Origin of the sequence: Streptomyces sp. NPDC127129, from assembly GCF_042671585.1 — a bacterium.
In the GTDB taxonomy this organism is placed as follows: domain Bacteria; phylum Actinomycetota; class Actinomycetes; order Streptomycetales; family Streptomycetaceae; genus Streptomyces.
The window spans coordinates 354,561-372,979 of record NZ_JBHXTV010000003.1 but is presented as its reverse complement, the minus strand read 5'-3'; the positions used below and the strand labels follow the sequence as shown (position 1 = coordinate 372,979).

Sequence of the window (18,419 nt, the reverse complement as noted above, 5' to 3'; positions counted from 1 at the left end):
GGGAGCCTCCGTGGCCCGATCCCTCGACGGACTCGTCCTCTTCCCCGTCGCCGACCAGGCGCCCGGTCAGGTAGGGACGCGCACCCGGTTCACGTACCACGAGGAGGACGGCCGGATCTGGGCCGAGTACGCGGGCGGGGACGTGGTCCGCGGCCATCTCGTCGGCACGCGCGCGGGGGACCGGCTCGACTTCCGTTACGTGCAGTTGAAGAGGGACGGATCGACCTCTTCCGGGCATTGCGTCTCCGCCGTCGTCGAGCTGCCCGACGGCCGCGTTCGACTGGAGGAGAGCTGGGCATGGGAGTCCCAGGAGGGCTCCGGCACCAGTGTCGTGGAGCAGCAGTCTTCCTGACGATTCGTCAGATGCGTAAGGTGATCGGGTGAGCGAGCAGATGCAGGCACAGCAGCGGGTCGTCGTGGTGGGCGCCGGGATGGCGGGGGTGCAGACCGCCGTCGCCCTGCGCGAGCAGGGCTTCACCGGCGCGGTCACCCTCATCGGGGCCGAGCCCCACCAGCCCTACGACCGCCCGCCCCTCTCCAAGGCGGTCCTCCTCGGCAAGGCCGAGGACTCCGCCTTCGACGTCGACTTCGAGGCGCTCGCCATCGAACTGCGCCTCGGCCTCGACGTGACCGGGCTGCGCGCCGACGCCCACGAGGTCGACACCGAGGCCGGGCCCGTCCCGTACGACGTCCTGGTCGTCGCCACCGGCGCCGAACCCGTCACCCTGCCCGGCACCGAGGGCGTGCCCGGGGTCCATCTGCTCCGCACCCTCGACGACGCCGCCCGCCTCAAGCCCGTCCTGGAACGGCGGCACGACATCGTGGTGGTCGGCGCCGGCTGGATCGGCGCCGAGTTCGCCACCGCCGCGCGCGAGGCGGGCTGCGCGGTCACCGTCGTCGAGGCCGCCGACCGCCCGCTCGCCGGCGCGCTGCCCGTCGAGGTCTCCGCCCCGATGGCCCGCTGGTACGAGGAGAGCGGCGCCGAACTCCTGACCCACGCGCGCGTGGACCGGATCGAACCCGGCACGGTCCACCTGGCCGACGGCCGGCGGCTGCCCGCCGACGCGGTCGTCGTCGGCATCGGCGCCCGGCCCGCCACCCGCTGGCTCGCCGGCTCCGGCATGGCCCTCGACGCCGACGGCTCCGTCACCGCCGACGACCGGCTGCGCACCTCGCTGCCCGACGTGTACGCCGTCGGCGACTGCGCCTCGTTCCCCTCCGCCCGCTACGGCGCCCGGCTCCTGGTCCACCATTGGGACAACGCGCTCCAGGGCCCCCGCACCGTCGCGGCCGACATCATCGGCGAGACCCCCGGGACCTACGACCCGGTGCCCTACTTCTGGTCCGAGCAGTTCGGCCGCTTCGTGCAGTACGCCGGACACCAGGCCGGAGACGCCGAGCTGGTCCACCGCGGCGATCCGGCCGAGCCCTCCTGGTCCGCGCTGTGGCTGCGCGACGGCGCCCTGGTCGCCCTGCTCGCCGTCGGCCGCCCCCGCGACCTGGCCCAGGGCCGCAAGCTGATCGAGTCCGCCGCGCGGCTCGACCCGGAGCGCGCCGCCGACCCGGCCGTCCCTCTGAAGGCGGCAGTCCTGTAGGCCCGACTACCGGCTGTCAGTCCGGGATGGCAGGCTTGTCCCGTGACCGAGATTGACGCAAAGACCGATGCTCTCGTCCCCGCCTGGCTCTACCTCCCCGACATCGCGGAAATGCTCGACGTCGAGGTGACGCGCGTGCGGCAGCTGGTCAAGGAGGGCCAGCTCATCGCCGTGCGCCGCGGCGAGAACAAGGCGCTCCAGGTACCCGCCGCCTTCATCGACGGCGACAAGGTGGTCAAGGGGCTCTCCGGAACCCTGACCCTCCTGAAGGACGACGGCTTCTCCGACGAAGAGATGCTGGAGTGGCTTTTCACTCCCGACCCGACCCTGCCGGGCACGCCCGCGCAGGCCCTCAGCGAGAATCGCGGCACGGAGGTGAAGCGCCGCGCCCAGGCGCTCGCCGTCTGACGCACCGAAGACACCACCAGGAGTCCCCGGGGGCCGGGCCCGCCCGGCCCCCGGGGACCACCGCACTCAACGGGGGGAAGCACCCATGTCCACGCCTCGCGCGCAGCTCGCCGACGCCCGGCTCTACCTCTGCACGGACGCCCGCCGGCGCCAGGGCGACCTGCCCGCGTTCCTCGACGCCGTGCTCTCCTCCGGCGTGGACATCGTTCAGCTGCGCGACAAGGGCATGGAGGCCGGCGAGGAGCTGGAGCACCTCGCCGTGTTCGCCGAGGCCTGCCGCCGCCACGGCAAGCTGCTCTCCGTGAACGACCGGGCCGACGTCGCCCACGCCATCGGCTCCGACGTGCTGCACCTGGGTCAGGGCGACCTCCCGGTGCCCGCCGCCCGCGCGATCCTCGGCACGGACATCCTGATCGGACGGTCCTGCCACGCCGAGTCCGAGGTGGACGCGGCCGCAGCCGAACCCGGCGTGGACTACTTCTGCACCGGCCCCTGCTGGCCCACCCCCACCAAGCCCGGGCGGTACGCCCCCGGCCTCGGTCTCGTACGCCACGCGGCCGCCCTGGAGCAGGACCGGCCCTGGTTCGCCATCGGCGGGATCGACGAGACCAACCTGGACGAGGTCCTGGACGCGGGAGCGCGCCGGATCGTGGTCGTCCGGGCGATCACCGAGGCCGACGACCCGGCCGCGGCGGCCTCCCGGCTGGCCAAGCGGGTCCGCGAGCGCCTGTAGCCCGCACCCCGGACGTCACCGTCCGGTTTGTCGTAACGTCCGAGAGGTCCACCCGTCCGCTGGGTGATGTCCAAAATCGTGTCCATTACTCGGACGCTGCTTCGTCGGCCGTGGCACCCCGTCTAACCTGCCGGTATGGCCCTTGGTACCGCTTCCACCCGCTCGGACCGCGCGCGAACGGTCCGCGACATCCTCGCCTCCGGCAGGCCTTCGTACTCCTTCGAGTTCTACGCGCCCAGGACCGAGAAGGGCGAGCGGAGCCTCTGGAACGCCCTGCGGCGGGTCGAGGCGGTCGGCCCCAGCTTCGTCTCCGTGACGTACGGCGCCGGCGGCTCGACCCGCGGCGGCACCGTCAAGGCCACCCAGAAGATCGCCGGCGACACCACCCTCACCCCTGTCGCCCACCTCACCGCCGTCGACCACTCGATCGCCGAGCTGCGCAACGTCCTCGGCCAGTACGCCGACGCCGGCATCCGCAACATGCTCGCCCTGCGCGGCGACCCGCCGGGCGACCCTCTGGGCGAGTGGATCGAGCACCCCGAGGGCGTCCGGTACGCCGCCGACCTGGTCCGGCTGATCAAGGAGTCCGGCGACTTCTGCGTCGGCGTCGCGGCCTTCCCCGAGATGCACCCGCGCTCCACCGACTGGGACACGGACATCCGTCACTTCGTGGACAAGTGCCGGGCCGGCGCGGACTACGCCATCACCCAGATGTTCTTCGACCCCGAGAACTATCTGCGGATGCGCGACAGCGCGGCGAAGGCCGGCTGCGAGACGCCGATCATCCCCGAAGTCATGCCTGTTGTGAACGTGAAGACCCTCGACCGGCTGCCCCAGCTGAGCAACGCGACCTTCCCCGCCCATGTGAAAGACCGCATCCTCGCCGTCAAGGACGATCCCGCCGCTGTACGCTCCATGGGGATCGAGTTCGCGACGGAGTTCTGCGCACGTCTGCTCTCCGAGGGTGTCCCCGGACTGCACTTCATCACGCTGAACAACTCCACCGCGACGCTGGAGATCTACGAGAATCTCGGACTGCACGTGCAGTCGTGACCGGCGTACCCGCCCCAGACCCGCGGCGGTGGCCGTAGGAGAGGGGCGGGCATGGGGTGGACGGTCCTCTACATCGCGTTCGGTGTCGTCGCGTTGTGGCTGCTGGGTGAGGTGCTCCTGCAGTACAAGGCGAGGCTGCGCTGGCGCGTGCTCGCCTTCTGCGGCTTCCTCGGAGTCGTCCTCGGCGTGCTGATGCCGTCCGTCGCGGTGATCGTCGTGGGCGCGGTGGCCTTCGCCGTCGGCCAGACCTACGTGACCCTGTCGTTCCGCCGCGGCTTCTCCACCGGGTGGGCGATCGGCGGCAGCCCCGGCGCGAGCAGGCGGCGCAAGTCCGGCGCGCCGGTCGAGGCCGGCCCCACCCTGGAGGTCAGTGACCTCTCCTACGAGCAGGCCGACCCGTCCCCCGCCGAGACCACCGCGGTCTACGAGCCCCAGCCGATGGACGAGGACACCGGCCAGTACGGCGTCTACGACACCCCGTACGGCCACGGTCACGACCACACCCAGGCGCAGCCGCAGGAGCAGCCCGCCTACGGCGCCGGATACGACGGCTACACCCCCGGGTACGAGCAGCCCGCGTACCAGAACACCTACGAGCAGCCGGCCTACGACTACGGCAGCGGCCAGCAGCAGTACGCCGCCTACTCCGACCCGTACATCGGCCCGGGGACGGACGGCCAGCAGTACGCCTCGTACGACTACGGCACGGGCCAGCAGCAGTACGCCGACCCCTACGCGCCCTCGTACGGCTACGACACCCCGCCCGGCGGCGTGTGGGTGCCCCAGCAGCGGGACAACGAGCAGCCCGCCCCGCAGCAGGGGCAGGAGCACTACGGCTACGGCAACGACCAGCAGTACCGGTACTGACCGGCCCTACCGCCCTACCGCCCTACCGCCCCACCGCTCCTGACGCGGCTCAGCGCGAACCGCGGAAGTCCGCGCCCTCCACGATCAGCCCGGCGACGAGCGCCCCCGACATCCCGGCGTGGGCGAGCCCGCCGCCGGGATGGGACCAGCCGCCCGCGAAGTACAGCCCGGGCAGCGGAGAGCGGTTGGCGGCGGGCAGGAAGGCACCCCGCCCGCCCGCGAGCGCGGGCCCCGGCACCTCGGCGGCACCGGTCTCCCGCAGGGTGTCGTCCGGCGTACGGACCTCCTGCCAGAGCAGCCGCTCGCGCAGATCGGGGACGGCCGACTCCGCGGCCGTCACCATCTCCTCGGCGATCTCCGCCCAGTCGTGCTCCGGGTACAGGTTCACCGTCGCGGTGAGGGTGACCGACTCGTGGCCGTCGTCGGGGCGCAGCGCGGGGTCGTCGGGCCGCAGCACGGTCGTGGTCGGGCGGTCCGCGGTCGCGTGGACGACCGTACGGTGCACGGCGCCCCCCTCCCGGGCCCCGCGCAGGGCCAGACAGACCGTCATCCGGCCCGTCCCGTCGGCCTGGTACCGCGGCCACTCGTCCTGGCGCTCCCAGCCCACGACGTGCTCCCGGTACAGCGCGGGTACGGGCGCGCCCGCGACGACGTGGTCCGCCTCGACGAACTCTCCGCCCGCCGGCCGGACCCCGGCCGCCCGGCCGGCCTTCTCCACCACCTCGTCGACGGCGGTGTCGAAGACGAACTCCACCCGCCGCTTCAGGCACCGCTGGTACACCGCGTCCGCGAGCGTCCGGATGCCACCGCCCACGTACCAGGTCCCGAACGTCTGCTCCATGTACGGCAGGACGGCGGCCGCCGCCGGGGCGGTGGCCGGATCGAAGCCGTAACTCCAGGCGTACGAGTCGAGGAGCGCGGCGAGCCGCGCGTCGCGCAGCTCACGGGCGCCGATCTGCGCGAGCGTGGTCGTGGGGCGGCGCAGGAGCCCCGCCTTCAGAGCGGGATAGGGCTCGCGGGCCGACGACGAGGTGTCCGTCGTCTGCGGCTCCTCCAGGAGCGGGCGGCGCGTGCGGTCCCACGCCTCGCGGGCCCGGACCAGGAAGTCGCCCCAGCGCTCGCCGGCGCCCGCGCCGAGCGCCTCGTCCAGGGCGGAGACCGTGCCCGCCCGCGAGGCGTTCGGCAGGTCCACGCGGGTGCCGTCGGCGAAGACATGACGGCTCGCCGGATCGACCTGCCTCAGCTCGACGCAGTCCTCCAGCGGCTCCTTGCCGGTCTTCACGAAGAGATCGCGGTACACCGCGGGCAGATGCAGCAGCCCGGGGCCGGTGTCGAAGCCGAACCCGTCCCGCTCGAAGCGGCGCACCGCACCGCCGTACGTCCCGCCCCGCTCGTACACCGTCACCCGGTGGCCCGCCACGGCCAGCCGGGCGGCGGTCGCCATGGCGCCGAGACCTGCGCCGATCACCACAATCCGTGCCATGTCAGCGACCTTATCGGCCGTCACCGACAGGCAGACCGGGCGCCCCGGCGGACTGTGCGGCACGGGCCCGGTCAGTAGGGCGGGACCCTCGGGACCTCCGTCGCGGCCAGGCGCCGCTCCTCCCGCCGCTGCGCCCTCCGGCGCAGGAAGCGGCGGATGCTCCGGGCGAGGACGACGAGTATCACCAGGCCGAGCAGGAGCAGGACGGCCGCGATGATCGCCGCCACCTCCGGATTGAATATGGCGAAGGTGATGATCCCGGCCACTCCGAGGTCCTCCGCCGTGCTCATGGCGATGTTGGAGAACGGCTCGGGCGAGGTGTTGATCGCCATCCGGGTTCCGGCCTTGACGAAGTGGCTCAGCAGGGCGGTGGTACCGCCCACCGCACCCGCCGCGAGCTCGGGGATCGATCCGGACTGACCGGCGAGCAGCGCGGCCACCACGGCGCCCGCCACCGGCCGGATCACCGTGTGGACCGAGTCCCAGACGGAGTCGACGTAGGGGATCTTGTCCGCCACCGCCTCGCAGAGGAACAGCACCCCGGCGACGATCAGGACGTCGGTGCGCTGCAGCGACTCGGGCACCTCGTCGGTGAGACCGGTCGCGCCGAAGATGCCGAGCAGCAGGACCACCGCGTAGGCGTTGATCCCGCTGGCCCAGCCACTGGTGAAGACGAGGGGGAGTACGGACACGCCCGTGATCGTAACCAGGTCTGAGTACCCGTACCTATACCTCCGGATGAGTAGGTACGCGGATGAGTTCCGGCCTGCGAGGACGAGAGAGTGGGAGCACGGAGGGGGCGCGGCTCCGGCACCGCCGACACGGGGTGGCGGAACGGGGTCGCGTGCCTGACGGCACGGGGGTGCAACGGGGGTTGCAGGAACGGCGGACGGCGAGGCTCGGGGGGATCGAGCCTCGCCGTCCGTCGTGTTCGCCGGCCGTGTTCGCCGGCCGTGTCCGCCGGCCGGGTTCACCGGCCGGGGCCGCCGGGCGGTCAGCGGCCGCTCACGCGTCCGTGCAGCAGCCGGGACAGCGCGCTGTGGACGTCGTCGATCGAGCGCTCCCGCTGGAAGGCCTGCCAGTCGAGTGCGGCCACCAGGACCATCCCCACCAGCGCGGCCGCGGTGAGCGGGATGTCGATCTCGTCGCTCAGCTCGCCCTCCGCGACTCCTTCGCGCAGCACGCCCTCCACCACCGCGACCGCCTGCTGGCGGACCACCAGCAGGGTCGAGTTCCAGGCCCGGTTGGTGCGCCAGAGCTCGGCCACGTACAGCTGGGTGAAGGCCGGGTAGCGGTCGATGAAGACCAGTCCCGCCCGGATCATGGCGTCGAGCGCGTCGACCCGGCTCCCGCCCCGTTCCGCGGTCTCCTCGGCCGCCGCCCGCAGGGAGGCGGTGAGGAGCCCGACGCCGTGCCGCAGCAGCTCCTCGAACAGCTCGGTCTTGCTCTTGAAGTTGTAGTAGACCGTCCCCTTGGCGACGCCCGCGCGCTCGGCGATCTCGTCCACCGTCGTCGCCGAGAAGCCCTGCTCGGCGATGAGGGTGACGGCGGCCTCGTAGAGCTTCGCGCGCGTGGCCCGGCGTCTGGTGCTGCTGCTGTCCATGGGCTCGATTCTCACAGGTCTCGCGGGTGCCGCAGGGGCGGGTTCACAAGGACAGATCGGGGTGGAGCCGGTCCAGCGTCCACACCTGCTTGCGCCGCGCGGAGACGGCCGTCAGCGCCAGCGCGCCCACCGTGAAGGCGGCCAGGACCGCGCACGCCTGCCAGACCGGTCCGATCCCGCCGCCCGAGATCAGCCGGCGCAGCGACTCGACCACGTAGCTCATCGGCAGGAACGGGTGGATCGCGTTGAAGAAGCCCGGGCTGGTCTGCACGGGGTAGGTGCCGCCGGCCGAGGTCAGCTGGAGCATCAGCACGGCCAGCACCAGGATCCGGCCCGCCGCGCCGAAGCGGGCGTTGAGCCACTGGATGATCGCGGCGAAGCAGCAGGTCACCAGGGCCAGGAAGCCGACCGTGCCGGCGGCCCTGGTCATCTGGAGACCGAGCCCCCAATGCAGGACCGACATCAGCGCGGCGACCTGGAGCAGTCCGATGGCCGCGACGGGCAGCCAGCCGGCCAGGGCGATCCGCCACGCCGAGGCCCCCGCGGCGAGCGCGCGCCGGTTGAGCGGCTGGATCAGCATGTACGCCACCATCGCGCCGACCCAGAGGGAGAGCGGGATGAAGTACGGGGCGAAGCCGGTGCCGTAGTTGGGCGCCTTGTGGAGCGACTGGGAGGCGAGCTCGACGGGGTCGGCCATGACCTCCGTACGCCGGTCGCGGTCCTGCTTGTCGTAGTCGGGGATCTTGGCGACCCCCTCCTTCAGACCGGTGGCCAGCTCGCCCGAGCCGTCGGCGAGCTTGAACAGCCCGCCGTCGAGCTCTCCCGCGCCCTTCTTGAGCTTGCCGACGCCGCTGTCGAGCTTCGCCGAGCCGGTCTTGGCGCCGGTCAGGCCGGTGTGGAGCTCGTCGGCGCCCTTGGCGACCTTCTGGGCGCCCTCGTTCAGCCTGTTGATCTTCTTGACGGCGCCTTCGAGGTCGTCGTCCAGGTGCGGGGCGTCCTTGGCGAGCTGGTTGGCCTGCTTCTGGACCGCGGCGAGCCGCTTGTCCAGCTTCTTCAGGTCGCCGTCGCTGTCCTTGGCCAGCTCGTGGAGGTCGTCGGCGATCTTGGCGACGTCGTCGGCCGAGGTCTTGGCCTCCTTGAGGACCTGGCAGGCCTTCGGGTCCGGCAGCGGGTTGTCGACGCAGCTCTTCTTGTGGAGGGCCTTGAGCTTGTCGTCCGCGACGTGGGCGGCGCTGCGGGCGATCGGGGCCCGGCGGACCACGTCGTCCAGGTCGTGGCGGACCGCGCCGGCGGCGTCGGCGACCAGCCGGGCGGTGTCGCCGATCGTCTTGCCGTTGTTCTTCAGGTACGGGCGGACCTTGTCGGCCTTTCCGTTGACCTTGTCCGCGAGCGCCTTGGTGCCGGCGGCGACCTGCCGGGAGCCGGTCTCCAGGTCGCCCGCGCCCTTGTCGAGCTTCTTCAGGCCGGAGGAGAGGTTCCCGCTTCCCGTCTTGGCGTCCTTCAGCCCGTCGGCCAGGCTCTTGGAGCCCTTCTTGGCCTTGTCCACGCCGTCCTTGAGGTCGCCGGCACCCTTGGCCGCGTCGGCGGTGGCGTCGTGGATGTCGGAGAAGGAGATGAAGATCTTGTCGAGGAAGGAGCGCGAGGACTTGGTGGAGGCGGCGGTGCGCACCTCGGAGAAGACCGTTCGCGAGATCTGCCCGACGATGTAGTTGTTGGCGTCGTTCGTACGGACCTTCAGCGCACCGGTCTCGGGTTCGTCGCCCGAGCTGGAGGCGATCCGGCTGCTGAAGTCCTCCGGCATGGTCAGCGACAGGTAGTACGTCCCGTCCTCGACGCCCTTGCGGGCCTCCTCGTCGCTCACCTGACGCCAGGCGAAGACCTTGCTGTCGAGCAGGCTCTCGGTGATGTCGTCGCCGGCATTGATCTTCTTGCCGTCGGCGGTGGCGCCCTTGTCGGCGTTGACGAGCGCGACGGGTATCCGGTCGAGCCTGCTGTACGGGTCCCAGAAGGACCAGAGGTACAGCGCTCCGTAGAGCAGCGGCAGCAGCAGGATCGCGACGAGTGCGGCGCGCGGCAGCTTCCCCCTGCCGAACCGCTTCAGCTCAAGCGCGGCCAGTTTCGGCGAGCGCATCGGCTTCCCCCTCCTCGGTCGTGTCTTCGTTCTCGGCGTCGGCGTCGGCGTCGGCGGAGGCGTCGGTCGTGTCCTCGGCCGTCGTGTCGGCGGTGTCTTCGTGGGTGGTGTCTTCGGCCGTCGCGTCCCCGGCTGTCACGTCTGCGGCGTCTTCAGTGGCGTCTTCGGCGGTGCGTGGTGCCGTGGTGACCCTCAGGGCGCCCTCGGGAGCCTCGCTGCACACGGCGAGCACCGTCGTGCCCGCGTCGGCGATCGAGCGCAGGAGCGCCCACGCCTCGGCCCGGTCGGCCGGCGAGAGCTTGAGGTCGGTGTCGTCGAGGGCGAGCAGCCGGGGCCGGCCGATGAGGGCCAGGGCCACGGACAGGCGCAGCGCCTCCAGGCGCTCCAGGTCCCGTACGGAGGTCCGCTCGCCCTTCGGCAGGGCCTCCAGGTCGAGCCCGGAGGTCTCCAGGGCCGCGTCGATCCGGGCCCGGGTGGCGGCGGCCCGCTCGCCGGGCGGTCGCAGCAGGGCGCGGACGGCGCCGTCGTAGCGGCGCTGCAGCAGGGCGCGCTCGCGCAGATGCTCGGCGACGGTGAGCGAGGGGTCGAGGTCGCTGACCCCGGGCACCGGGCCGAGCGAGCTGACCCGGCGCACGGCGGCCATCCTGCGGGGCAGCGGGTGTCCCGCGACCTCGGCGTGGCCCTCCTGCGGCTTCATCCGGCCGGTGAGCGCGAGCAGCAGGCAGGTGCGGCCCGATCCCGAGGGGCCCTCGATCGCGACGAGCGCGCCCGGTCCGGCCCGGAAGCCGACCTCGCGGAAGACCCAGCCGCGTGGTCCCTTCAGCCCGAGTCCGTCCGCGACCACGGCTGCGCCGTGCGGCTCCTCCGGGTTCGCTTCCACCGGTCCACCCCCAACTTCCCCGTTTTGAACTGACCAGTCAGTTCAAAAACTTACCCCTTGATCGTCGCTCTCGGCAAAACAGCAGGTCAGCGTGATTGTCAGTGGTGCCCTTCACGATGGACACATACGGACACAGAGCCGTCACACGACGACAGGAGGCTCGTCATGACCAGCTCCTCCGCAGCAGCCGCGCCCAGGCGCCGCCCGGGAAGCCGACCCGCCCCCGCACTGGCAGGACCACCGTCCGACGTCCACCCCGTGCTGCGCCGCTCCACGGCGCCGCCCGCCGCCCTCGACCTGCTCGCCCAGGCCCGCACCGGGCTCGACGAGGCGGCCGCCTTCGACCGGCCCAACGAGCGGTACGCCACGGCCCACCTCGCCGCCCTCCGCACCGCGGCCGCCGTGCTCGCCGTCCGGGGACGCCCCGAGACCAACCCCCGTAAACGGGCCAGGATCCGCAGCGCATGGGAAGTGCTGCCCGAGATAGCGCCCGAGCTCACCGAGTGGAGCGCCCTCTTCGCCGCCGGCGCCTCCCGCCGGGCCCGGGCCGAGGCGGGCATACCGGGCGCCGCGAGCAGCCGGGACGCCGACGACCTGATCCGGGACGCCGCGATGTTCCTGCGCCTGGTCGAGCGGCTGCTCGTCCTTCAGCCCGTACTGCCCCGTCAGACCGGTGCCGGCGAGGCCACGGGGTGAGCGGCGGTTGAGCGGGGCAGCGCGGCCGAGGCCATAGGGTGGGAGGCGTTCGTACACCGTCACCGAGGAGTCAACAGCCGTGTCGGACCCTTCCCCTGTCTTCGGTCGAGAGGCGTCGTCGCGACCGTCGCGCGCCTCCCTGCGTACGGCCGTCGTCTGGGACGTCCTCAAGGACGCCCTCGATCGCCGGGTCAAGGCCACCGGGAAGGACAGCCTGGATGTCCTCGACACGGGCGGCGGCTCCGGGAACTTCGCCGTGCCGGTGGCCCGCCTCGGTCACCGGGTCACCGTCGTCGACCCCAGCCCCAACGCGCTGTTCGCGCTGGAGCGCCGGGCTGCCGAGGCCGGCGTCGCTGAGCGGGTCAGCGGGGTCCAGGGCGACATCCGCGGCCTCTTCGACGTGGTCGGACGCGACGGCTTCGACGTGGTGCTCTGCCACGGCGTCCTGGAGTACGTGGACGACCCGGCCGAGGGCGTACGGAACGCGACCGCGGCGCTGCGGGACGGGGGCGCGCTCAGCCTGCTCGCCGCGGGTGTCGGCGGCGCGGTCCTCGCCCGCGCGCTGGCCGGACACTTCACCGAGGCCAGGAACGCGCTCAGCGACCCGGCCGGCCGCTGGGGGACCGGCGACCCGGTGCCCCGGCGGTTCACCGCGGAGCAGCTCACCGAACTGGCGGGCGCGGCCGGTCTGGACGTCGGCGCGGTGCACGGCGTGCGGGTCTTCGCCGACCTCGTCCCCGGGGTTCTCGTCGACACCGAGCCGGGTGCGGCCGAGGCGCTGCTCAAGCTGGAGGCCGCCGCGGCGGAGCTGCCCTCCTTCCATGCCATCGCCACCCAGTTGCACGTCCTGGGCGAGAAGCCCGCCTGATACCTCGGTTGCGCCGCTGATCAGCGGCGCAACCGCACATGGAGTACGCCACAGCACCTCCGGTCGCGGGCTTTGCCCCGTATGATCGGGGGACACCGTCCGGCATGACGGGCAGGTAGCCGGGGAATCAACGCCTCAGCAACCGAACCGCATGGCGGCCCGGATTGGCGAATAGGCGTTGAGGGCGGGTTTCACGGGGGCGATTCCCTGCCTATCCTGAAAGGGCCGCATCCCGGTCGCCCCCGCGACCGACGACTAGGAGGACTCCGTGCCGCTCTCGGAGCACGAGCAGCGAATGCTCGAGCAGATGGAGCGAGCGCTGTACGCCGAAGATCCCAAGTTCGCGACAGCGCTCGAGGGAAGCGGACTGCGTACGTACACCCGGCGACGGGTCTACCAGGCAGTCGCCGGCTTCCTGGTGGGTATCGCGCTCCTCATGGCTGGAATGGTCGCTCAGCAGATCTGGATCAGCGTGGTGGGGTTCCTCGTCATGCTGGGCTGCGCGGTACTGGCGGTCACCGGATGGCGCAAGGCGCCCAAACCGGGTGAGCAGCAGGCGAGTGGCGGGGCGGCGGCCGGTGGTCGTCAGACTCGGCAGCGCCGCTCGATGATGAACCGGATCGAAGAGCGGTGGCAGCGCCGCCGCGACGAGCAGCAGGGCGGCGGCCACTGACGCCGCGCTGAGGGCGCGATGCGCCCCTTCACGCAACCGAGCCCCCGCGGGCCCGCGCCACAGCGCGTCCCGCGGGGGCTCGCCCGTTCCCAAGCCCCTGCCGGGGCCGACCGTCTGTGGTCAGAGGACGGGCCGGCCGTTTGTCGCGCCCTCTGACGGGGCCAACCGTCTGTCGCGCCCAACTGACGAGGCCGACTGCCCGTGCCGCTGACGAGGCCGACTGCCCGTGCCCCTGACGGGGCCGTCCGTCTGTCGCGCCCCCTGACGGGGCCACTGTCCGTAGCCCGAGGACGGGCCGACCGTGCGTGGCCGCCCGCCCCGAAGGGCGCGGGGCCGGGACCGTCCGTGTCCTGCGGGGGGCGGGGGACGACGGCTCCGTGCCCGCGCGGTGGAGCCCCGTCCGTGCCCCGGCGGGGCATGACTGTCCCGTGAGGCCGACGGGGCTCCACCGTTCGGTGCCTCCATAGAGACAGCGGCTCCGTGGCCCGTGGGGGACACCGGCCGGTGTCCCCCACGGGCCCACGGGTCAGGGGTTCGTGCGGGTCAGTCGGCGGAGGGTGGTGGTCAGGCGGAGCGTCGCGGTCTGGCGGCGGGCGGCCCAGCGGTCCGTCAGGGCCGACCAGTCCGCCGACGCCCTCCAGATCACCCGCGCGGCCGAGCGCGGGGCCAGCAGCGCCCGCAGCCGGACCTTCCGGGACGCGGTCGCCGCGAAGCCGGAGCCGACCAGGGCCACTTCGTCCGCCAGACCCGTGCCCGGACGGGGCTGCGGGGCGTAGAGGACCTGCTCCACCGCGCGCGCCACCCGGTGCACGGCGTCGGCCGACTCGCCCTCCAGGGCGCCGAGCCGGACGATCCGCGCCGCCGTCTTCCGCGGCGTGATCGACTCGTCCGGCACCACCCCGTGGTCCCAGGCCGTGTCCACGATCTCCTGCCACGCGGCCAGCGTCCTGGCCACCGCGTCCTCGGCGGTACGGCCCGAGGAGCCGAGCCGCCGCGACCGTACCCGCCTGCGCCACAGCAGAGGCGTCAGCGGCAGCAGCACCACCACCGCCACACCCAGGCTCACCAGAACCACCGTCAGCGGATCGATCCCGCCGCCGTCCGACGAGGCACCGCCCGCCGCCGCGTCCGGTCCGCACTCGCCGAGGCGGCGCAGCTGCGGCGGGCAGCTGTCCGACGCGCTCGGCACCGCCGACGGCGCCGCGGAGGCGCCGGCCGACGGCTGCGCGGTCTCGGTCGGCGTCCCCGACGGGGACTGCCGGCGCGTGTACTCCGGCGTGAAGCCCCGCGTCGGCGTCGGCTCGAACCGGGTCCACCCCGCGCCCTCGAAGTACACCTCGGGCCAGGCGTGGGCGTCCCGGATGCCCACCGACATCGCGCCGTCGGCCTGCCGGCTGCCCGGCATGAAGCCGACCGCCACCCGCGCCGGGATCCCCAGGGTCCGCGCCATCGCCGCCATCGAGAACGAGAAGTGGACGCAGAAGCCCTCCCGCCGCTCCAGGAAGCGCGAGATCGCCTGGACGCCCGTACCGGACTCGACGTCGACGTCGTAGCGGAAGCCGCCGTCCGACGCGAACCACTCCTGCAGCTTCACGGCCCGCTCGTAGTCGTTCCGCGCGCCCTTGGTGACCTGGAGCGCCGTCGCCCGTACGTCGAGCGGCAGCGAGGCGGGGACCTTGGTGTACTCGGCACGGAGCGCGGCCGGCGCCGGCGGGGCGGCCGCCAGCTGAGCGGCCGTGGGCCGCACGTCCAGGCTGGCCACCGTGTACCGGACGTCCCGTGTGGTCTGCCCGTCGTCGCCGACGAGCATCCGCCCGGCCGGCTCGTACCGCCAGCGCCCGCCGATCTCCACCCGGGACGCCGGGTACGGCATCGGCAGCCACTTCTGCTCGTACGTCGGGGCGGCGACGAAGTTGCCCGTCACCTCGGTCGTGGCGACCTGTCCGCTCAGGCCGTCCGGCCGCGGCAGCGGCTTGGGCACGTCCTCGATCGGGCGGACGGAGGACTTCCACGACGTGCCGTCGAACTGGTCGAGCGCCACGAGCCGCAGATACATGCCGCTGGTGTCGGGCGCGTTCGTCCGGTACCGCAGCACCTCACGGTCCTCGGGCTGGCGCAGGTTGTCCTGGAGCGAGACCAGCGGGTTCACCGCCGAGATGGTCCCGCCCTTGCCGCTCTCGCCCGGCCCTCCGCCCGAGCCGCCGAACAGGCCGCCGGAGAGCGTGGGCAGCACCGCCGGCACGGCCAGCGCGACGCCCATCGCGACCACGCCGATCCGCCGGCCGGTCCGCACCGGGGCGAGCGGCCGCGCGCCCCCGGAGCCGGCCGTACCGGGCCGGCCGGCCCGCGGCGCGGCGCCGAAGACACGCCCCCACTGGGAGAGCCGGTCGCGGCTCTCCGCCAGGAGCAGCATGAGATAGCCGGAGGCCGCGAGCAGGAACCAGAGCCAGCTCGCGCCGCCCGCGGAGAGCCCCGCGGCCACCGAGTAGAGCGCGAGCAGTGGCAGACCGGCCGGGGCCGCGCTGCGGAAGGTCACCGCGAGCGTGTCCACCAGGAGTCCGATCACCAGCACGCCGCCGACCACCATCAGCCGGATGCCCGCGGTGTCCGGGGCCGGGATCGCGAAGGTCCCCACGTCGTCGACGCCCGACTGGAAGAGCGTGGCGAACCGTCCGAGGGCCTCCGGCCCCGGCAGCAGTCCGAGCAGCGCCTGCTCCCGGGCGAAGACCAGGGTCATCGCCAGCACGCTCACGACGGCCTGCGCCGTGATCGTCAGCGGTCTGGCCAGCGGCACCCGCCGGGCCAGCGCGCCGGCCCCGCTCTGCACCGCGAGAAGCAGCGCCGCCGTGAAGATCCAGTTCGCCGGCCGCACCAGCGGAAGGAGCGCGCCCGCCGCCATCAGTGTGGCGGCGTAGGCGCCCAGCGTCAGCCGCCCGAGGCCGCTCATGACCAACCTCCGTACGTGTCGCCCGCGGCGCTCTCCGCGCGGATCCCGCCCGCCTGCTGCCACAGCTCGGCGAGCCGGGCGCCCGGGGGAACGGCCAGTGCCGTCCAGCCGGCCTCCCGCAGCTGCCTCAGCCGCTCCTCGACCGCCCCGGACGCCGCGCCGCCGGAGATCCACGTGCCGGAGTCCAGGACGAAGGCCACGGCCGCGCCGCTGCGCTGCCGCATCCGGGCGGCGACCGCCGCCTGCTCCTCGTCGATGTCGCCGACGAAGGCGATCAGCAGCCCCTCGTTCCCGCCGCGCAGCACGTCGTACGCGCGCGAGAGACCGGCGCCGTCGGAGTGGTCCACGACGGCGAGGGTGTCCATCATCAGCCCGGCCGCCTCGGCCGAGTCGTGCGTCGTACCGGCGAAGCCCTCGGCGCCCTCGCCGGGCACCGCGGTGCCCGTGTCGGTGAGGAGCCGTACCGAGAAGCCCCGCTCCAGCATGTGCACCAGCGCGGAGGCCGCTCCGGAGACCGCCCACTCGAAGGCCGAGTCCGGCCCGGCGCCCTCGTAGGCGATGGCCCGGGTGTCGAGCAGCACCGTGCAGCGGGCCCGCTGCGGCTGCTCCTCACGGCGCACCATCAGCTCGCCGTAGCGCGCGGTGGACCGCCAGTGGACCCGGCGCAGGTCGTCGCCGTGGCGGTAGGTGCGGGGGATCACGTCGTCGTCGCCGGCCAGCGCCAGCGAGCGCAGGCTGCCGTCGCCGTACCCCGCCGCCTCGCCGGTCAGCTTCACCGGCGGCAGCGGCTCGGTCCGGGGGACCACGGTCAGGGTGTCGTACGCGCTGAAGGAACGCGTCAGCTCGCACAGGCCGAACGGATCGTTCAGCCGCAGCTGGAGCGGGCCCAGCGGGAAGCGGCCGCGCAGGTCGGAGCGGACCCGGTACGACACCTCGCGCCGGCCGCCCGCCTCGACCCGGTCCAGGACGAACCGGGGCCTCGGCCCGAGCATGTACGGGACGTGGTCCTGGAGCATGAGCAGCCCGGTGGGCAGCCGGGAGACGTTGTCCATCCGCAGGTGGACGCGAGCCTCCGAGCCGACCGGCACCCGCTGCGGGGAGAGCCGGCGGCTGCCGGCGACCCGGTAACGGGTGCGGTGGAGCACCACGGCGCAGAGCAGCGGCAGCACCGCGAGCAGCAGCCCGACGCGCAGCAGGTCGCCCTGGCCGAGGACGAAGGCGCAGATCGCGGCGGCGACACCGGCGGCGAGGAAGGACCGGCCGCGCGTGGTGAGTCCGCTCAGGGCTGCCCGCAGACCGCCCCGGTCGTCACCACCCGCGCGAGCGCCCAGGTCGTCTCCCCGCTGCCCCTCAGACGTGGCAGCGGTCGTCATCACAGCGGCCGAACGCCGGGCTGCTGGTGGCCGAAGTGCGGGCCGGCGGGCGGCGCGGTGGCCGGGACGGGCGTGCGCTGCAGGATGTCGAGGACGACCTGCTCCGCCGTACGCCGGTTCAGCTGGGCCTGCGCCGTCGGGAGCAGCCGGTGCGCGAGGACCGGAACGGCCAGCGCCTGGAGGTCGTCCGGCAGGACGTACTCGCGGCCGCTGAGCGCCGCGGAGGCCTTGGCGGCACGCAGCAGGTGGAGCGTGGCGCGCGGGGAGGCGCCGAGTCTCAGGTCCGGGTGGGTTCTGGTCGCGGCGACGACGTCCACGGCGTACCGGCGCACGGAGTCGGCGACATGGACGGCCCGCACCGCGTCGATCAGCTTGACGATGTCGTGGGCGTGGGCGACCGGCTGCAGGTCGTCCAGCGGGTTGACCGCGCCGTGGACGCCGAGCATCTGGAGCTCGGCCTCGGCACTGGGGTAGCCGATCGAGACGCGCGCCATGAAGCGGTCGCGCTGGGCCTCGGGGAGCGGGTACGTGCCCTCCATCTCCACCGGGTTCTGCGTGGCGACGACCATGAACGGGCTCGGCAGCTCGTACGTCTGCCCGTCGACCGTGACCTGCCGCTCCTCCATGGACTCCAGGAGCGCGGACTGGGTCTTCGGCGAGGCGCGGTTGATCTCGTCGCCGATCACGATCTGGGCGAAGATCGCGCCCGGTTTGAACTCGAAGTCCCGCCGCTGCTGGTCGAAGATCGACACGCCGGTGATGTCCGACGGCAGCAGGTCGGGCGTGAACTGGATACGGCGCACCGAACAGTCGATGGACCGCGCCAGCGTCTTGGCCAGCATCGTCTTGCCGACGCCGGGGACATCCTCGATCAGAAGATGTCCCTCGGCGAGCAGCACGGTCAGCGAAAGCCGTACGACCTCAGGCTTGCCCTCGATCACACCCTCCACCGACCTGCGGACGCGCTCCGCTGTGGTGGTCAGATCTGTGAGGCTCGCTCGATCGTCATAGGTCGTCACCCGGCCCTCCTCGGCCCCTCCGAAACACACCGACACCTGCCCCCGCGGTTCTTTGCGGGGGGTGTCACCCGAGCATTCTTGTTGCCCTTG

The 18,419-nt window shown here is 73.0% G+C and carries 17 protein-coding genes; 9 read left to right on the top strand and 8 right to left on the bottom strand.

Annotated elements, in window-relative coordinates; translation table 11 throughout:
• Positions 1–10: 10 nt before the first annotated feature.
• The 6 genes from ACFVGW_RS07830 to ACFVGW_RS07805 all read left to right on the top strand — a co-directional run bounded on the left by ACFVGW_RS07830 (position 11) and on the right by ACFVGW_RS07805 (position 4,656).
• A complete protein-coding gene (locus ACFVGW_RS07830) occupies positions 11–352 on the top strand; it encodes a hypothetical protein (protein WP_385851227.1) in 342 nt (113 codons plus the stop codon).
• A gap of 40 nt (positions 353–392) precedes the next feature.
• Entirely contained in the window at positions 393–1,595 is a 1,203-nt protein-coding gene (locus ACFVGW_RS07825) for an NAD(P)/FAD-dependent oxidoreductase (RefSeq protein ID WP_385851316.1), read from the top strand.
• 42 nt (positions 1,596–1,637) lie between these two features.
• Entirely contained in the window at positions 1,638–2,003 is a 366-nt protein-coding gene (locus ACFVGW_RS07820; protein ID WP_352191823.1) for an Rv2175c family DNA-binding protein, read from the top strand.
• Positions 2,004–2,088: 85 nt separating this feature from the next.
• Positions 2,089–2,736, top strand: a complete 648-nt coding sequence (gene thiE, locus ACFVGW_RS07815) for a thiamine phosphate synthase (RefSeq protein WP_385851226.1) — start codon at positions 2,089–2,091, stop codon at positions 2,734–2,736.
• A 135-nt stretch (positions 2,737–2,871) separates the two neighbouring features.
• Complete coding sequence (gene metF, locus ACFVGW_RS07810; RefSeq protein WP_385851225.1) at positions 2,872–3,789, top strand: methylenetetrahydrofolate reductase [NAD(P)H]; 918 nt, start codon at positions 2,872–2,874, stop codon at positions 3,787–3,789.
• Positions 3,790–3,840: 51 nt separating this feature from the next.
• Entirely contained in the window at positions 3,841–4,656 is an 816-nt protein-coding gene (locus ACFVGW_RS07805; RefSeq protein WP_385851224.1) for a hypothetical protein, read from the top strand.
• Positions 4,657–4,705: 49 nt separating this feature from the next.
• Here ACFVGW_RS07805 and ACFVGW_RS07800 read toward each other — a convergent pair whose 3' ends face one another.
• From ACFVGW_RS07800 to ACFVGW_RS07780, 5 genes are all read right to left on the bottom strand, one after another.
• On the bottom strand, positions 4,706–6,139 hold the full coding sequence (locus tag ACFVGW_RS07800; protein WP_385851223.1) for a phytoene desaturase family protein: 1,434 nt from the start codon (positions 6,137–6,139) through the stop codon (positions 4,706–4,708).
• A gap of 71 nt (positions 6,140–6,210) precedes the next feature.
• Complete coding sequence (locus tag ACFVGW_RS07795) at positions 6,211–6,831, bottom strand: DUF4126 domain-containing protein (RefSeq protein ID WP_385851222.1); 621 nt, start codon at positions 6,829–6,831, stop codon at positions 6,211–6,213.
• A gap of 302 nt (positions 6,832–7,133) precedes the next feature.
• Complete coding sequence (locus tag ACFVGW_RS07790) at positions 7,134–7,742, bottom strand: helix-turn-helix domain-containing protein (RefSeq protein ID WP_352191817.1); 609 nt, start codon at positions 7,740–7,742, stop codon at positions 7,134–7,136.
• A gap of 43 nt (positions 7,743–7,785) precedes the next feature.
• On the bottom strand, positions 7,786–9,873 hold the full coding sequence (locus ACFVGW_RS07785; protein WP_385851221.1) for a YhgE/Pip family protein: 2,088 nt from the start codon (positions 9,871–9,873) through the stop codon (positions 7,786–7,788).
• Entirely contained in the window at positions 9,845–10,753 is a 909-nt protein-coding gene (locus ACFVGW_RS07780) for an ATP-binding cassette domain-containing protein (RefSeq protein WP_385851220.1), read from the bottom strand. The genes ACFVGW_RS07785 and ACFVGW_RS07780 overlap by 29 nt, the downstream gene beginning before the upstream one ends.
• Before the next feature lie 165 nt (positions 10,754–10,918).
• Here ACFVGW_RS07780 and ACFVGW_RS07775 point away from each other — a divergent pair, with 165 nt between their 5' ends.
• From ACFVGW_RS07775 to ACFVGW_RS07765, 3 genes are all read left to right on the top strand, one after another.
• Positions 10,919–11,449 carry an SAV_6107 family HEPN domain-containing protein gene (locus ACFVGW_RS07775; RefSeq protein WP_352191814.1) on the top strand — a complete coding sequence of 177 codons (531 nt, stop codon included), beginning with the start codon at positions 10,919–10,921 and terminating at the stop codon, positions 11,447–11,449.
• Between the two features lie 79 nt (positions 11,450–11,528).
• Entirely contained in the window at positions 11,529–12,317 is a 789-nt protein-coding gene (locus ACFVGW_RS07770) for a class I SAM-dependent methyltransferase (protein WP_383308072.1), read from the top strand.
• A 268-nt stretch (positions 12,318–12,585) separates the two neighbouring features.
• Positions 12,586–12,990, top strand: coding sequence for a DUF3040 domain-containing protein (locus tag ACFVGW_RS07765; RefSeq protein ID WP_352191812.1), 405 nt, complete (start codon positions 12,586–12,588; stop codon positions 12,988–12,990).
• 526 nt (positions 12,991–13,516) lie between these two features.
• On the opposite strand, the gene ACFVGW_RS07760 is transcribed toward ACFVGW_RS07765, so the two are convergent.
• The 3 genes from ACFVGW_RS07760 to ACFVGW_RS07750 are packed head-to-tail and all read right to left on the bottom strand — an operon-like array spanning position 13,517 to position 18,329.
• Positions 13,517–15,937: a DUF3488 and DUF4129 domain-containing transglutaminase family protein gene (locus ACFVGW_RS07760; protein ID WP_385851219.1), complete on the bottom strand. Its 2,421-nt coding sequence runs from the start codon at positions 15,935–15,937 to the stop codon at positions 13,517–13,519.
• A complete protein-coding gene (locus tag ACFVGW_RS07755) occupies positions 15,934–17,310 on the bottom strand; it encodes a DUF58 domain-containing protein (RefSeq protein WP_385851218.1) in 1,377 nt (458 codons plus the stop codon). The genes ACFVGW_RS07760 and ACFVGW_RS07755 overlap by 4 nt, the downstream gene beginning before the upstream one ends.
• Positions 17,310–18,329 (bottom strand): MoxR family ATPase, encoded by a 1,020-nt coding sequence (locus ACFVGW_RS07750; protein ID WP_352190494.1) that lies wholly within the window; start codon positions 18,327–18,329, stop codon positions 17,310–17,312. The genes ACFVGW_RS07755 and ACFVGW_RS07750 overlap by 1 nt, the downstream gene beginning before the upstream one ends.
• Positions 18,330–18,419: the final 90 nt, after the last annotated feature.

Coding starts and splice junctions, on each gene's coding strand:
- ACFVGW_RS07825 (WP_385851316.1), top strand. CDS start 393: ATGCAGGCACAGCAGCGGGTCGTCGTGGTGGGCGCCGGGATGGCGGGG.
- thiE (WP_385851226.1), top strand. CDS start 2,089: ATGTCCACGCCTCGCGCGCAGCTCGCCGACGCCCGGCTCTACCTCTGC.
- metF (WP_385851225.1), top strand. CDS start 2,872: ATGGCCCTTGGTACCGCTTCCACCCGCTCGGACCGCGCGCGAACGGTC.
- ACFVGW_RS07805 (WP_385851224.1), top strand. CDS start 3,841: ATGGGGTGGACGGTCCTCTACATCGCGTTCGGTGTCGTCGCGTTGTGG.
- ACFVGW_RS07800 (WP_385851223.1), bottom strand. CDS start 6,139: ATGGCACGGATTGTGGTGATCGGCGCAGGTCTCGGCGCCATGGCGACC.
- ACFVGW_RS07790 (WP_352191817.1), bottom strand. CDS start 7,742: ATGGACAGCAGCAGCACCAGACGCCGGGCCACGCGCGCGAAGCTCTAC.
- ACFVGW_RS07785 (WP_385851221.1), bottom strand. CDS start 9,873: ATGCGCTCGCCGAAACTGGCCGCGCTTGAGCTGAAGCGGTTCGGCAGG.
- ACFVGW_RS07775 (WP_352191814.1), top strand. CDS start 10,919: ATGACCAGCTCCTCCGCAGCAGCCGCGCCCAGGCGCCGCCCGGGAAGC.
- ACFVGW_RS07760 (WP_385851219.1), bottom strand. CDS start 15,937: ATGAGCGGCCTCGGGCGGCTGACGCTGGGCGCCTACGCCGCCACACTG.
- ACFVGW_RS07755 (WP_385851218.1), bottom strand. CDS start 17,310: ATGACGACCGCTGCCACGTCTGAGGGGCAGCGGGGAGACGACCTGGGC.